This is a genomic window from Stenotrophomonas sp. 112478_Sma, from assembly GCF_056479905.1.
This window is the reverse complement of sequence record NZ_CM151072.1, coordinates 1,787,898-1,802,641: the sequence shown is the minus strand read 5'-3', so window position 1 is coordinate 1,802,641 and position 14,744 is coordinate 1,787,898. Positions and strand designations below refer to the sequence as shown.

The 14,744-nt window shown below is 65.3% G+C and carries 14 protein-coding genes and 1 tRNA gene; 8 read left to right on the top strand and 7 right to left on the bottom strand.

From position 1 onward, the window contains the following. Positions 1 to 72: 72 nt before the first annotated feature. Genes ACZK08_RS08510 through ACZK08_RS08495 form a run of 4 tightly spaced genes read right to left on the bottom strand, consistent with a single transcriptional unit; the run spans position 73 to position 5,694 of the window. Complete coding sequence (locus tag ACZK08_RS08510; protein ID WP_053516742.1) at positions 73 to 1,200, bottom strand: hybrid sensor histidine kinase/response regulator; 1,128 nt, start codon at positions 1,198 to 1,200, stop codon at positions 73 to 75. Then, positions 1,197 to 1,772, bottom strand: coding sequence for a chemotaxis protein CheB (locus ACZK08_RS08505; RefSeq protein WP_053516743.1), 576 nt, complete (start codon positions 1,770 to 1,772; stop codon positions 1,197 to 1,199). Before ACZK08_RS08505 ends, ACZK08_RS08510 begins: the two co-directional genes overlap by 4 nt. After that, complete coding sequence (locus ACZK08_RS08500) at positions 1,772 to 2,596, bottom strand: CheR family methyltransferase (RefSeq protein WP_065175572.1); 825 nt, start codon at positions 2,594 to 2,596, stop codon at positions 1,772 to 1,774. Before ACZK08_RS08500 ends, ACZK08_RS08505 begins: the two co-directional genes overlap by 1 nt. After that, positions 2,593 to 5,694: a response regulator gene (locus tag ACZK08_RS08495; RefSeq protein WP_065182711.1), complete on the bottom strand. Its 3,102-nt coding sequence runs from the start codon at positions 5,692 to 5,694 to the stop codon at positions 2,593 to 2,595. Before ACZK08_RS08495 ends, ACZK08_RS08500 begins: the two co-directional genes overlap by 4 nt. 152 nt (positions 5,695 to 5,846) lie before the next feature. On the opposite strand from ACZK08_RS08495, the gene ACZK08_RS08490 reads away from it, so the two are divergent. Beyond that, the gene (locus ACZK08_RS08490) at positions 5,847 to 7,001 is read left to right on the top strand and encodes a two-component system sensor histidine kinase NtrB (RefSeq protein ID WP_053516751.1); all 1,155 of its coding nucleotides are present in this window, start codon (positions 5,847 to 5,849) and stop codon (positions 6,999 to 7,001) included. Then, positions 6,998 to 7,357 carry a response regulator gene (locus ACZK08_RS08485; RefSeq protein WP_053516753.1) on the top strand — a complete coding sequence of 120 codons (360 nt, stop codon included), beginning with the start codon at positions 6,998 to 7,000 and terminating at the stop codon, positions 7,355 to 7,357. The genes ACZK08_RS08490 and ACZK08_RS08485 overlap by 4 nt, the downstream gene beginning before the upstream one ends. A gap of 15 nt (positions 7,358 to 7,372) precedes the next feature. Here the strand turns inward: ACZK08_RS08485 and ACZK08_RS08480 are convergent, their stop codons facing one another. The 3 genes from ACZK08_RS08480 to ACZK08_RS08470 all read right to left on the bottom strand — a co-directional run bounded on the left by ACZK08_RS08480 (position 7,373) and on the right by ACZK08_RS08470 (position 8,785). Next, positions 7,373 to 7,507: a hypothetical protein gene (locus ACZK08_RS08480; protein WP_262218444.1), complete on the bottom strand. Its 135-nt coding sequence runs from the start codon at positions 7,505 to 7,507 to the stop codon at positions 7,373 to 7,375. Between the two features lie 132 nt (positions 7,508 to 7,639). Beyond that, the gene (locus ACZK08_RS08475) at positions 7,640 to 7,822 is read right to left on the bottom strand and encodes a hypothetical protein (RefSeq protein WP_053516755.1); all 183 of its coding nucleotides are present in this window, start codon (positions 7,820 to 7,822) and stop codon (positions 7,640 to 7,642) included. Positions 7,823 to 8,708: 886 nt separating this feature from the next. Continuing rightward, positions 8,709 to 8,785, bottom strand: a tRNA-Arg gene (locus ACZK08_RS08470). Positions 8,786 to 8,894: 109 nt separating this feature from the next. Between ACZK08_RS08470 and ACZK08_RS08465 the strand changes: the two genes are divergently transcribed. The 6 genes from ACZK08_RS08465 to ACZK08_RS08440 all read left to right on the top strand — a co-directional run bounded on the left by ACZK08_RS08465 (position 8,895) and on the right by ACZK08_RS08440 (position 14,729). Next, positions 8,895 to 9,497 carry a phosphatase PAP2 family protein gene (locus ACZK08_RS08465; RefSeq protein ID WP_065182712.1) on the top strand — a complete coding sequence of 201 codons (603 nt, stop codon included), beginning with the start codon at positions 8,895 to 8,897 and terminating at the stop codon, positions 9,495 to 9,497. A gap of 77 nt (positions 9,498 to 9,574) precedes the next feature. Beyond that, on the top strand, positions 9,575 to 9,907 hold the full coding sequence (locus ACZK08_RS08460; protein ID WP_053516758.1) for a hypothetical protein: 333 nt from the start codon (positions 9,575 to 9,577) through the stop codon (positions 9,905 to 9,907). A 77-nt stretch (positions 9,908 to 9,984) separates the two neighbouring features. Further along, complete coding sequence (locus ACZK08_RS08455) at positions 9,985 to 11,091, top strand: polysaccharide biosynthesis/export family protein (RefSeq protein WP_111186544.1); 1,107 nt, start codon at positions 9,985 to 9,987, stop codon at positions 11,089 to 11,091. 64 nt (positions 11,092 to 11,155) lie between these two features. Then, complete coding sequence (locus tag ACZK08_RS08450) at positions 11,156 to 11,782, top strand: YjbF family lipoprotein (protein ID WP_065182713.1); 627 nt, start codon at positions 11,156 to 11,158, stop codon at positions 11,780 to 11,782. A gap of 5 nt (positions 11,783 to 11,787) precedes the next feature. Beyond that, entirely contained in the window at positions 11,788 to 12,540 is a 753-nt protein-coding gene (locus ACZK08_RS08445; protein WP_196768761.1) for a capsule biosynthesis GfcC family protein, read from the top strand. Further along, positions 12,540 to 14,729 carry a YjbH domain-containing protein gene (locus tag ACZK08_RS08440; RefSeq protein WP_065182715.1) on the top strand — a complete coding sequence of 730 codons (2,190 nt, stop codon included), beginning with the start codon at positions 12,540 to 12,542 and terminating at the stop codon, positions 14,727 to 14,729. Before ACZK08_RS08445 ends, ACZK08_RS08440 begins: the two co-directional genes overlap by 1 nt. Positions 14,730 to 14,744: the final 15 nt, after the last annotated feature.

The window sequence follows — 14,744 nt, the reverse complement described above, 5'->3', positions numbered from 1 at the left end:
ATGTGCAGCCACGGTAGCAGTTGCGGATGAGCCCGTCATAACGCTGCGCCCCGCTTGCTGAAGAATTCAGGTTCAGGCCATGTCCGGTCCACCGCACCGCCGCGGCAGTGCTGCCTCCAGCACGACCTGCCCTGCGTCGTTGCGCGCGGTCAATCGACCGCCGTGAGCGCGCACGAACTGATCGACGATGTACAGCCCCAGGCCGAGGCCCTTGCTCTGGTGGAAGCTGGCCTTGAAGGGCTCGAACAGCCGCGGCAGCAGCGCCGCGTCGATGTGGCCGGCATTGCTGACCCGCAACACCACCCGCTGCGGGTCACGCCCGTCCAGTTGGACATGCGCTTCGCCGGCATGCGTCAGTGCGTTGCCGATCAGGTTCGATGCGACCTGCCCCAACCGGTCCATGTCGCCCTGCAGGACGGTATCGCCCTGCGCCTGGAAGCGGATCCGCTCGAGTCCGTGGGCACTGCCCGCCTCCGCAATGACCGCGCGGGCCAGGGCGTCGAGGTCGCAGGTCGTGGTCTGCAATCGCAGGCCGCCGCTGCGGATGCGCGAGAAGTCCAGCAGCTGCTCGACCATCCGTGCCATGCGCAGCGTGCTTGCTTCCAGGTGCTGCAATGTCTGCTGTGCAGCGGAATTGCCCGCAGGCAGTTCCAGGCTGAGCTTGTCCGCGCAGAGCAGGATGGCTGACAGCGGCGTCCGCAGGTCGTGGGTAAGCACCGCGGCCATGGTCTCGTTCAACTTCAGCGCGCGCTCCAGGGCTTCGTTGCGCACCTTCAGCAGCTGCCGCTGCTGGTACAGCTCGATGAACACATTGACCTTTCCGAGGATCACCTGCGGCGCCACCGGCTTGTGCAGGAAATCCACCGCGCCGGTTTCGTATCCCTTGAACGCGCGCACCGGATCATCCGGCGACGCGGTGAGGAAGATGATCGGCACGTCGCGGCTGCGCAGCGAGCCCCGCATCAGTTCCGCCAGCGTGAAGCCGTCGATCTCGGGCATGTGCACATCCAGCAGCGCCAGCGCCACCTCGTGCTCGAGCAGCAGTTCGAGCGCCTGGGCGCCGGAGCTGGCCAGCAGCAGGTTGACGCCCTCGCGCTGCAGCAGTGCCTGCATCGCCACCAGGTTCTGTGCAACGTCATCGACGATCAACAGGTTGACCGGGGCCTGGGCCTGCGCAGGGTCCGGTGGCAACAGGTTCATGAAAACAACTCCTTCAAGCGGCGACACATCAGTTCAAGGGGCAGCACCGCATCGGCGCCGGCATGCTGCAGGGCCGAGGCCGGCATCATCGAAGCTTCGGCCTCTTCGGGGCATTGCAGCCAGGCGCGACCTCCCGCCTCGCGCACTGCCGCCACGCCCTCGGAGCCATCACTGCTGGCGCCGGTCAGCAGCAGTGCCAGCACGCGCGGACCAAACACCGCCGCGGCCGATTCAAACAGGGGGTCGATGGCCGGACGCGAATACAGCACAGGGGGATCGATCGACAGGGCAACCGAGGACCGGTCTTCCACCAGCAGGTGATAGTCCGGCGGCGCAAACGTCACCGTACCGCGCTCTATCGGCTGCTTGTCCTCCGCCTCGCGCACCGGCACCGCGCAATGCGGCGCCAGCACCTCGACGATGCGGCTGTTGCGGTCACGGGGCACATGCAGAACCACCAGCACCGGCACCGACAGGCCCGCCGGCAGCGCCTGCACGATGGCCTGCAGGGCAGCGACCCCGCCAGCGGATGCACCGACCACCATCACCTCCGGCAGACCGGCGTCATTCATCAGGCGACCTTCCGGTACAGCCGATGTTCGCGCGAACACACGTCGAACGCGTCGTGATGGCAACCGAACTGCAGCGACTCCTTGCTGCCCAGGCCGAGGAAGCCACGATGCACGAGCGCTTCCCGGAACAACCCCACGGCCCGGTCCTGCAGGTCCCGGTTGAAATAGATCAGCACATTCCGGCACGACACCAGGTGCACCTCGGAGAACACCGTGTCCGTCGCCAGGCTGTGGTCGGCGAACATGATGTTGCGTCGCAGGTGACGATCGAACACGGCCCCGTCATACGCCGTCGAATAGTAGTCCGACAACGACGCCCTGCCCCCCGCCGCCAGATAATTGCGGCTGAACTGCGCCAGGCGATCGATCGGGTATGCGCCGGCCTCGGCGGTCACCAGGGCCCCGGGATTGATATCGGTGGCATAGACGATGCTGCGCTCCAGCAACCCTTCTTCGTGCAGCAGCACCGCCAACGACCACACCTCCTCGCCCGTGCTGCAGCCCGCCACCCACAGCTTCACCGAAGGATAGGTGCGCAGCACCGGCACCACCTGCTCGCGCAGGGTGCGGAAATATGCCGGGTCCCGGAACATTTCCGAGACCTGCACGGTGAAGAACTGCATCGCCTGCGTGAACAGCTCCGGCTCGTGGAGCAGGCGATGCTGCAGGTCCGACAGCTTCTCGCACTCGTAGCGCTGCATGGCCTGACGCATGCGCCGTCGCAGCGACGACACCGCGTAGCTGCGGAAGTCGTAGTGGTAGCGCTGATAGATCGCCTCCAGCAGCACCTTCAGCTCCAGGTCGAACAAGGCCTGCTCGTTCATTGACGCGAGCACCACACCCGGCACAGCGAAACCAGCTTGTCGACATCGATCGGCTTGGCGATGTAGTCGTTGGCGCCGGCCTGCAGGCAACGCTCGCGGTCATCGGGCATGGCCTTTGCGGTCAACGCGATGATCGGGAGATCCTGCAGGTGGCGCTGCGCACGGATCTCGCGCATCGCCGTCAGACCATCCTTCTCCGGCATCATGATGTCCATCAGCACCAGGTCCACCTCGCGCTGCGCCAGCCGATCGACCGCCTCCTGGCCGTTGCGCGCGATCTCGAGGTTGACACCCAGCGGCTCGAGCACGCTCGACAGCGCGAAGATGTTGCGCACATCATCCTCGGCCAGCAGTACGGTGCGCCCATCAAGGATGGTGTCGCGCCGGCGCGCCTCGCGCAGCAGGCGCTGCTGATCGGTGGGCAGGCTCGCCTCCACGCTGTGCAGGAACAGGGTGACCTCGTCCAGCAGGCGCTCGGGAGAGCGCGCACCCTTGATGATGATGCTCTTGGAATAACGACGCAGCCGTTGTTCTTCCTCGCGGCTGAGCGCACGTCCGGTGTAGACGATCACCGGCGGGAAGCCGACGTCATCATTGCCGGCCATGTGTTCAAGCAGGTCGTAACCACTGCCGTCCGGCAGGGAAAGATCCATCACCATGCAGTCGAACGTGACACTGCTGAGCTGCTCCAGCGCTGCGGCCAGTGTGCCGACGGCGACGATCTGCAGTTGATCACGCCCCAGCAGCAGCTCCAGGTTGCGCCTCAGCTCGCTGTCATCCTCGACGATCAGCAGGCGCCTGACATCGCGTTGGCTGGTCTGCTCGAGCTGCTCGATGGCCGCCGCCAGCCGCTCGCGCGTGGTCGGCTTGATCGCATAGCCGATCGCGCCAAGCTCACGGGCCACCTGGCTGCGGTCCATCGCCGAGACCACGTGCACGGGGATGTGCCGCGTGTCCGGGTTGCGCTTCAGACGCTCCAGCACGCTCAGACCTGACACGTCGGGCAGGCCGATGTCGAGCAGGATGCCGTTCGGCCGTAGTTCGGCAGCCAGCGCCAGCGCTTCCTCTGCCGTGCCGGCAACCACGCAGTCGAAGTCCAGTTCATGCGCCAGCACCACCAGCGCTTCGGCGAATGCCACGTCGTCCTCCACCGCCAGGATCAGGCGTCCCATGCGCTGCCGCCGGCCACGATCATCTGGAACGTGTGTGGCAGCTGCGGGCGGGGGCGCAGGTGCAGCCGGCGCCATCTGAGCAACCACTGGACGCGCTGCTGGAGTCGCCACGCGCGCGGGCTCCGCTCCCGGCTCCGGCGCGGACACGGGGGCGCCCTGCAGTGGAAGCTCCAGCACGAAACAGCTGCCACGCCCCGGTTCGCTGTCCACCTGGATTTCGCCGCCCATGCGGGCAGCCAGGTCGCGCGAGATCGATAGGCCCAACCCGGTGCCGCCATAGCGCCGGCGGGTGCTGCCATCAGCCTGGCGGAAAGCCTCGAAGATCACCTGCAACTGCTCGCGCGCGATGCCGATGCCCGTATCACAGACCTCGAAGCGGATGCGGCCACTGCCGCCGGGACGCACGTGCAGGCTGACCTTGCCGTGCTCGGTGAACTTCAGTGCATTGGCCAGAAGGTTCTTCAGAATCTGCTGCAGGCGCTGGCTGTCCACCACCAGCTGACCCGGCGCCAGCGCATCGGCGCTGATCTCCAGGGCAAGCCCCTTCTGCCGCGCGATCGGATCGAAGGTCTCGCGCAGCCGCTGCAGCGCGCTGTCGACCGCGACCACTTCATCGCTCAGTTCGACATGCCCGGCTTCGATGCGCGACAGGTCGAGAATGTCATTGATCAGCGCCAGCAGATCGTTGTTCGACGACAGGATTGCCCGTGCGTACTTCACCTGCTCTTCGGTGAGCGTACCATCCTTGTTGTCGGCCAGCAGCTTGGCCAGGATCAACGAGCTGTTCAGCGGCGTACGCAGCTCGTGCGACATGTTGGCCAGGAACTCGGACTTGTAGCGCGACGTCGCCGCCAGCTCGTTGCTGTTGCGCACCAGCTGGCTCTGCGCAACCAGCAGGGCCTGCTTCTGCGCCTCCAGCTCGTGCGTGCGCTCCTCAAGCTGTACGTTGCTCTGCTCCAGTTCGGCCTGCTGCTGTTCCAGATGGGTCTGCGACTGCAGCAGGCTGCGGCTCTGCTCTTCCAGCTCCTCGTTGGCCACGCGCAGTTCTTCCTGCTGGGCCTGCAGCTCCTCTCCCTGGCGCTGCGACTCCTCCAGCAGCACGACCAGCTGCGCGCGCAGCAGCGACGCCCGCAGGGCCATGCCGATGGTGTCGCCACAGCGCTCCAGCAGTTCGCGGTCCAGATCACGCTGTTCGCCGACGCTGGATCGACCCAGCTCGACGATGCCGACCACGGCACCGTCACTGGTGATCGGTGCAAGGATCCGCTCACGCACCGGAACCCGCCCCAGGCTGCTCTGGAGTTCAAGTACCGAGGCCTCATCGCCCTGCAGGTGGCGGGTGCGCAGGTCGCGCGCGACCTGTCCGGCCAGCCCCTCCTGCAGCGCCAGCGACGCCGGCATGCCGGCCGGCAACGCCAGTCCGCCCGTCAATTGCAGGCGGCCGCCCTCAAGCCGGTACACGGCGCCGACATCGGCCTGCAGCTGCGAGGCCAGGCTGGTCGCCGCCGCCTCGGCGATCTGCTCCGGCCCCAGGTCTCCCCGCAGGCTCATGGCCACCGCGTTCTCCGCCTCCTGCAGCCACAGGGCGCGCATGGCCTGCCGGCGCGCCTGGATGGCGCGGGACACGATCAGCGCGATCATCAGGAAGGCCGCACCGCCGATGGTGCGGTTGACCAGCGAGAACGCCGAATTCGTGCTTGCCGGGGCGATGTGATAGCCCACCATCAGCAGCGCGCAGGCCAGCACCGCGACCACGAACGGTGCGCGTGCACTCCGCTGGAACACCGTCACGCCAACGGCCAGGAAGTAGGCCAGCCACACCGCATAACCCAGAGGCACGACAAGTTCCAGTGCGATGGTTGCGGCCAGCAATGCGGCAGCAGTCATCCATATCCAGCGGTCGCGCGAGGTTGCACCGGGACGCATACGGGGCGATTCCAGAAGGTAAAGAAGTGCGTGATGGTACCCCGTGTCGTATTCAGCCGCATACGACCAATGGCACGGGTCATCCCTGCACACATCCTTCACACTGCAGTGCCTAGCTTTCCGGCCCTCACAGGGGTAATGCTCATTTCCACGTGGACGCACCCGCTTCTACGAGGTCCGCTCTGACGGACACTTCCCAACAGCTGCGCCTGCTGATAGACAGCGTGCGGGACCATGCGCTGTATCTGCTCGATCCCGAGGGCATCGTCTGCAGCTGGAACCCCGGGGCCGAACGCATCAAGGGGTATGCAGCCGAGGAAGTCATCGGGACCCACTTCGGACGCTTCTACCTGCCAGCAGACCGCGACGCCGGCGAGCCGCAGCGGCTGCTCCGGCTGGCCGCGCAGCAGGGTCATTGCTCCGCCGAAGGCTGGCGCGTCCGTCGCGACGGCGCCTCGTTCCGCGCCAGCATCGTGATCGAGCCGGTGCTGGAGAACGGCGAACTGCTCGGCTACGTCAAGATCACCCGCGACATCACCGAACAATGGCAGGCGCAGCGCCTGCTGCGTGACGCACAGCGTGCACTCCGGCAGACCCAGCAGTTCGAGACGGTCGGCCGGTTGAGTCGTGGGCTCTCGCATGAATTCAACAATCTGTTGACCACCATCGGCAACGCACTGGATCTGCTGGCGCTGCGCGTGGGCAGTGATCCGCGGGCCCACGAACTGCTATCCACTGCACAGACGGCGACCGACCGCGGCGCATTGTTGACCCGCCAGTTGCTTGCCTTCAGCACCGGGCAGACCCTGATCCGTGAACCGGTGGACGTCAACGAACTGATCGTCGAGTCCTTGCCGGGCCTGCGGCGCGCGCATGCCTCGGGTACACTGCTGGGCACGGAACTAGCTCACGATCTGCCGCCGGTCTGCACCGACGCGCTGCAGCTGCAGACCGCCCTGGCAAACCTGGTCGCGAACGCTGTCGAAGCCACGGCCGATGGCGGCCACGTGCTGATCGCCACCGCACTGGAGCATCGCCTTGATCCGGATGGAGAGGCTGGCCAGCAGCGCCGATACGTGACGGTGAGCGTGCGTGACCAGGGGCGTGGCATGCCCGTCGATGTGGCGGAACGCGCGACAGAGCCTTTCTTCACCACCAAGGACATCGGCAAAGGCAGCGGACTGGGCCTGAGCCAGGTGTTCGGATTCACCACCCAGAGCGGCGGCTTCGTCGATGTCTCCACCACGCCAGGCGTCGGCACCACAGTCAGCCTGCTGTTACCCGCACTAGAGGAACCCGCCCCATGACCGATGATCCGATCCGCGTGCTGATGGTGGAGGACCAGACCGACCTGCGCGAAATGATAGGGCTGGCCCTGCGCGATTTCGGCATCGACGTGGCGACCACGGCCGACGGTCATGAAGCAGTGGCCCTGCTGCGCGGCGATACCCGCTTCGACGTGGTGTTCAGCGACGTCAGCATGCCCAATGGCATGTCCGGCATTGAACTGAGCGAACACGTCGCGCGCGACCAGCCGCACGCCCGCATGATCCTCTCCTCCGGCTATGCGCGTTCGCAGCTGCCCCCCCTGCCCGAACAGGTCGAATTCCTGCCCAAACCCTATCGACTGCGGCAACTGGTGGAGCTGCTCAGGCAGGACTGAGCCTCGCCAAGTGCGTCAGGGGAGTTTTTCCCTGTCCGCACGCCTGCTGCGGCCCCTGCGCCGACGGTGAAGCCGGCTGCAGATTTCAAGAATTCCGAGCACGCAGGCGAACACCGCGGCCACTTTGCCAAGGGCGATCAGCAGGTGCATGGCGACTCCCGTCTGGACCGAAGGCGTGCAGGTGGCCGGGTACCCCTCCCGGCATTGGGGGCCACTGTAGGCCCGGCAAACCCATGCAGCCCGCAGACTGCTATGCGTTTCCGGCAAGAATCACCCGCGGACTCAGTCATCCAGAGAGTCGGCCTCGCCCGGTTTCCGGCTGATCCGTGATCTTCGCCAGCCGCCGTGGGAACGGAAGTAGCCGGTATCCCCGCTCACGGTATAGCGCAGCGCTGCCCACGCGGCGGCGACCAGGGAGGCCTGCCAGCCCCGCGCCTTGCGGAAGGCGTACTGGAAACGCCCCATCACCCGGCCGCCGGGGGGATGATCGGGAAGGCGGGGCGGCGTGCGCGTCCAGGGAAGACGGCATGGCCCACCCGGCAGCACAGGGGGACGGCGCCCGGTCCGACGCCAACGGACGTCACGGCATTGCGATTCATTCGGATCCTGCTGGTCATGGGGGAAGCGCTGCGCACGGCAGGTTCAAGGCCTGCCACGAGTCCCCCTGCCGACCCGTCACGCTGCAGTGAAACTGGGCGCTGAGCAGTTAGCCTTGTGTGAAAACGGCTTGCCTACCTGACTGGATGTTCAGGCTCCCCGCCCCTCTCGCGAACCCTCGGCCCTCACCAGAACGAAATAAGGGCTGTCAAGAACGAGAGTCTTAACAGTTCATGCTCTATGGTCACTTCATTCGGCTTCTCTTCGGCGCGAAATTCCTCGCCTCCGTGTCCAGCCCCTGACCGGCAAGACACATGACCACTCCTGTTGCATTCCGGATCCTGCGGATCCGCCCTTTGCTGCGCCTGGATGCCACCATCGAACGGCTGGATTCCGTGCAGGCCAAGTGCAAGTCATGTGGGGACGAATCACGGATGTCGCATGGGTGCGGGCTCACCGATGTGCACGGGGGTGTGCAACTGAGGTGTCCCGCCTGCGGCTCGATCGATGTCTTGACGGCGGCGGATGCCTGGGGCCACTGGGTGCAGCAGATCAGGCACGATCGAATACTCGCACTCGCTGGCCTGTTGCCAGAGGACCTGGATCGCCCCTAGGTGGGCTTGGCGGAAGGCAGGCAAGGCCGCCGCACGCCCTTTTCCAACGCACTGTGGCGGGTGGCAAGCACGCCGCAGCGACGACAGCACGCCGCAAGCAGAAGCGGCACCCGCCTGATCATCTGCGGGCAATTGACCGATGGTGACCCCGGCCCGATTCGAACGGGCGACCTTCCCCTTAGGAGGGGGACGCTCTATCCAGCTGAGCTACGGGGCCTTGCGCAAGCGGTAGAGCATACCGCGTCCAGCTGAATGGACCAAGCCACCGACGATCGCCGCGCCATCGGCGGCAGGTATGCTGGCCGCCCCCACATCAGTCCCACCGGATGTCCGAGTTCTGGCTTTTCCTCTCCAATTTGGGCGACAGCCGCTGGCTGCTGCCCATGGCCATGGTGCTGCTGCTGGCATTGCCGCGAAGCGAATCGTCCTTGAGGCGACGCTGGGCCGTCGCCATCGTCGTGACCGCTGGGCTGACAGTGGCGTCGAAGCTCGCATTCATGGGTTGGGGGATCGGCATCCGACGCCTGGACTTCACCGGCATTTCCGGGCACGCCGCCATGTCCAGCGTGGTGTACCCGGTGGCTCTATGGCTGACGGTGAGCACTGGCGAACGCAGGGACCTCCGCTGGTTCGCTGCGGGCTCTCTGCTGGCCGGTGCAATCGCGTATTCACGACTGCCTGTTCAGGCACACTCGACATCGGAGGTCATCTCCGGCCTGGCTCTGGGCCTGGCTGCAAGCTGCGCGGTGCTGGGGACATCGGTCGCCCACTCGCGGCCGAAAGTCCGGGTGCTGTTGCTGGCCTGCGTGACGGGCCTGGTGGTTCCGGCGGCCATTTCGGATCTTCGGACACACGATCTCATCAGGGACGCCGCCAAGCTGCTGTCGGGGCGAAGCAGCACGCATGAGCGGCATGACCTCGGGAACTGAACCCGGCGCTTGACACTGCGGGCCTTCCGCCGCAAGATTGGGGTGAAATTTTCCCTAACGGAGTAGGTGCCTCTCCCATGTTCAAGAAGACGATCGCCGTTCTGGCCCTGGCGGCATTCTCCGCCTCCCCGATGATGGCCTTCGCGCAGGACGCGCAGGCAACCACTGACGCCGAGACCCCGGCTGCCGAAGTGACCGCCGGCGCTGAAGCCGCTGGCTATTCGAACGCTGCCATTTTCGGCACCACTGTAGTCGGCATTGCAGCCGCAGCTGTGGCTTACAGCATCGGTGGCGACAGCAGCAGCGGCAGCGACGACAATGGTGGCGGCGAACCCGGTGGTCCGGGTCCGGGCGGCCCAGGCACCGGCGGTACGGGTGGCACTGGCGGGACCGGCGGCACCGGCGGCTGATTCGCCCTGCTGTTCGAGCAAGCCCTCGCCGGGCAATGCACGGCGGGGGTTTTTTATGCCTGTCGGAAACCCACCACATGAACATGAAGCCTCTCCGTACTCTCGCCACTGCACTCACTGTGCTGGCCGTTTCCGGCTGCGCATTCGCGCCAGGTCAGCACCTGCGCCGAAGTGATGTCACTTCGCAGAGCAGCGACGATGGCCGACTGGAAATCGTCACCATCACCTCCAAGCTGATCGCCCAGGAGCATGCAGCTCGCAACGAACAGACGCTTCCTGCCGAGCTTTTCGATTACCAGCCTTCCCCTTACCAGGTCGGCATCGGTGACATCCTCTACGTGACGGTCTGGGATCACCCTGAACTCACCGTACCCGCCGGCTCCCAACAACAGGGCGCGCTCGCCGGTCGTCTGGTGCAGAGCGATGGCACGCTGTTCTACCCCTACATCGGGAAGGTCAAGGCGGCGGGCAAGACCCCGTCTGAGATCCGTGAGGAAATCAGCCGGCGCCTCGCGCAGTACGTGGAATCGCCGCAGGTGGATGTGTCGGTCCTCAACTACGGCAGCCAGCGGGTGTGGGTCACCGGCGCGGCCGAGCGGTCCTCGCCCGTCCCACTCGGTACCTCGCCGCTTACCCTGACCGATGCCATCAGCCAGGCCGGACTGAACGCAGCCCAGGCGGATCTCTCGGGCATCCAGTTCAGCCGCGACGGAGTGAGCTACACCATCAACCTTGAAAGTCTGGCCAAGGAACATGGTGGGCGCCAGCTGTTCCTGAAGGATGGCGATTCAATTTATATCCCCTATCTGGATCGCAAGGAGGTCTTCGTCGTTGGCGAGGTCAACCTGCCAGGCGCGTACAGCTTCCGGACTGGCGACGTCACATTGAACCAGGCGCTCGGTCGTGCACGCGGGCTGCTGCAGCAGACGGCCAATGGCAATGCGGTGTACGTCATCCGCGGCAGCACCGATCTGCAGCAGGAGCCTTCGGTGATCTATCAGCTGGAAGCACGCTCACCAACAGCATTTGCCGTTGGCAGCCAGTTCAAGCTGCAGCCCGGGGACGTGGTGTTTGTCGGCGCCGCAGGTGTGAGCCGCTGGAACCGCTTCGTCAACCAGCTGCTGCCCTTCACCAATATCCTCTACACGGCCGCGCGCACCGGAACCGAAGTCAGGGACAACTGACATGGCGCGCACGGGAGCAGCCTCGGTGCGTTCATTCCGACGCACTTCAGGCCGTCTATTGCGCATGGCGTTGATCGCCGTGGCGCTCGTGCTTGCCGGTTGCACCACCGGCAGCCGGGCAACGGCGGACAGCTTCCGGCTGTTGCTGCACAAGCCCGTTGAGGTCAGCCCCGCTACCGTGGCGGCAAATCGCTTCCCGCAGGTGCTGGTCGAGACACGGGACCTGACCGCGGTGGCCGTTCTTGGCTACGTTGATGGTGGCCGGCAGCAGTGGTACGCCGGCACGCATGCCGTGATCGAGCTGGACGGCAACGGCGTGCTGCTGGGCTCAAGCGGGCTGGGACGTCAGTTGCAGACGCGGATCATCGGCGCGTCCCCCTTCGACCGCCTGACGTCGTTAAGCGGACCGGCACAGGTGCAACGCCAATACGACTGGATGTCGTCGTATCAGCTCGGCGTTGTCGTCACCGGCACGCTGACACCCGGCACCACCGAGGAGGTCAGGATTCTCGGCCGCACCCGCACCCTGCAGCGATTCGTCGAGCATCTCCAGGGCGGCGGAATGGACGCGCAGAACATCTACTGGGCGGACCCGGCGACCGGATTCATCTGGAAGAGCCGGCAGCATCTTGCCCCCGGGTACGTCGTGGAACTCACCCAGCTCAAGCCCTACCGTGCCCCGAAGGGATGACAGGCATGAACACTCGAATTCTCTGCCTGATGCTGTCGGCACTACCGTCACTGTGCTTGGCGCAGGCACCGTCTACCGTGCGCGTCGAGGGTGCGGTCGCCCATCCCGGTGACCAGGCCATCCAGCCGGAGCGGCGACTGGCCGATGCGGTTGTCCAAGCCCAGCCTGCCGCCGACGCCTATCTGCTCGGCAGCAGCTATCTTCGCCGCCAGGCGCTCGTTGAACAGGTCCGACTGCGTGCCGGAATCCTGCATGGCCTGACGCAGCTTCAGCTCAACGCGGATCCGGCCGTCGTCGAAACCGCGGCGGCCCTCCAGCAATGGGTGCAGGCGCACGCTGCAACCGGACGTGTACCGACGGTGATCTCGCCACGCCTGATGCAGGTGCAGCCGCAGAGCAATCCGGTGCTCATGGCCGGCGATGTACTCCGCATTCCCGTCCGACCTGATCACATCACGGTCCTCGGCGCGGTCCGAACCAGCTGCACTGTCTACCATTCCCCGCAGCGCGATGCGCGGGACTATCTGCGTGACTGCCCACCCAGCGCGGCCGCCGATCCCGACTCGCTCTACATCGTGCAACCCGATGGCCGGGTTCAGCAACAGGGCATTGCACTCTGGAACCGCGCGGATCCCCAGGCGGTCGCCCCTGGCGGTTCGATCTATGTTCCGTTGCGCGAATCGGTGCTGAAATCCATCGACCCGGCATTCAACAACGATCTTGCCACCTTCATCGCCACCCAGCCTGTCAGCCCGTAATGACCGACATTCCCCAGCGTGCACGCGTGCCGCGCCCAGCCCGCTTTGCGCTGACCGCGCTTGCCCTGTCACTGAGTGCCGCGTTGCAGGCGCAGGAAGCCCCTCCGCCGACCGCCAACGAATGGGGCGGCATCGGCCTCCTGCAGACACCGACGGCACGCATGGCGCCCGACGGCGACCTCAGCTTCACGGCCTCGCACAATTCCCCGTACAGCCGCTACAACCTCACGCTGCAACCGTTCCCCTGGCTTGAGAGCACGTTCCGCTACATCAACGTGTCCAACATCCGCTATGGTCCGAACATCGCGGGAGACCAGAACTACAAGGACAAATCGATCGACTTCAAGCTGCGGCTCTGGCAGGAGTCACGATGGCTGCCGGAGCTTGCCTTCGGTGTACGCGACCTCGGTGGTACCGGCTTCTTCTCCAGCGAATATCTGGTTGCCAGCAAGAATCTGGGGCCCATCGACGCCTCCATCGGCCTTGCGACCGGCTACATCGGCAACCGCGGCGATTTCGCCAATCCGCTGGGAGCGATCGACGATCGATTCAAGAATCGACGCCCCATCGCGGGCAGCAACATCAACGACGCCGGTCGCTTTGGTCTGGACAACATGTTCAAGGGCCCGGTCGGCGTCTTTGGCGGCATCACCTATCAGACGCCGCTGGACTCGCTGCTGGTCAAGGTCGAGTACGACGGTAACGACTACCGCCGTGAGCCGCGCGGGAACAATCTGGAACAGCGCACCCCCATCAACGTGGGGCTGGTCTACGTCCCCAACCGCAACGTGGAACTCACCGCCGCGTGGGAACGCGGTGACGCGGCGATGTTCTCGCTGACCTGGCGCGGCAATCCCGGCCATGCCGTGTCTGCGCCCAAGCCTTTCGATCCCCCGCCACAACGGATCGTGCCTCGCGACCCGCAGGCAGCCGCGGTTGCGGCGACCGCAGCGCCCGACGCCGGCGCCACGACAGCAGAAGGCGGCCCGGACTGGGCTGCCATCAGCGCCGACCTCACCCGGAATGCAGGCTTCCGGGTCGAGCGCATCTCCCGTCGCGGCGATGAGCTCTACGTGGACGGCTACCAGAACCGATACCTCCACAACGCCAAGGGCCTGGGACGCGCCGGCCGCATCCTGGCCAATGCGACGGGCGATGAGTACGAGTGGTTCACGCTGCGGACAACGCGACTGGGAATGCCCATCGTGGACACGTCCGTCTCCCGCAGTGCCCTCGTGGGCTATCTGGATGGTCGGGTCAGCGAGGACGTGCTACGTCGCAGCACCGAGGTGCAGTCTCCCGACGACGTCACTCGCCAGACGTTGTATGAACCCAGGACACGCCCCTATGGCGGCGGCTTCAACATCGGCTACCGACAGAATCTCGGTGGCCCGGATGGTTTCATCCTTTACCAGATTGCCGCCAATTATTCCGGAAGCCTGTTCGTACGCCCCAACATGTGGCTTACAGGAACCGTCAGCGCCAACCTGATCAACAATTACGACAAGTTCAAGTACAACGCCCCAAGTCGACTCCCGCGCGTGCGCACCGATCTGCGCAGGTACATGGTGGACTCGGACGTAGTGTTGCCAAATCTGCAGTTCAATGTGGCTGGGCGCCTGGGCCGCGATCTCTATGGCATCGCGTACGCGGGTTATCTGGAGTGGATGTATGCCGGCGTAGGCGGTGAACTGCTGTATCGTCCCGGCGGTGAGCGATGGGCCGTCAGCGCGAACCTGAATCGCGTGCAGCAACGCGACTTCGATCAGCGCTGGGATCTGCGCGACTACAAGGTCACGACCGGGCACGCCACCTTCTACTACAGTTTCGACGCCCGCGAGCGCATCGTCGGCTCGCTGTCCGTCGGCCAGTATCTGGCGGGGGACAGGGGCGCAACCCTGGACGTCGCCCGCGTCTTCGACAATGGCGTCACGATGGGTGCCTATGCAACGAAGACCAACGTTTCCGCACGCGATTTCGGCGAAGGCAGTTTCGACAAGGGAATCTACATAAGCGTCCCGCTGGACGGATTCCTGCCACGGTCGACACGCGGACGCGCCGCGTTCAACTGGAATCCCCTGATCCGCGACGGTGGCGCCATGCTCAGCCGCAAATATTCGCTGTACAACATCACCGGCGATCGCGACGAGCGATTCTTCTACGACAACATCCGCTCGATCGACGATTGACCTGCCGGAACGCAG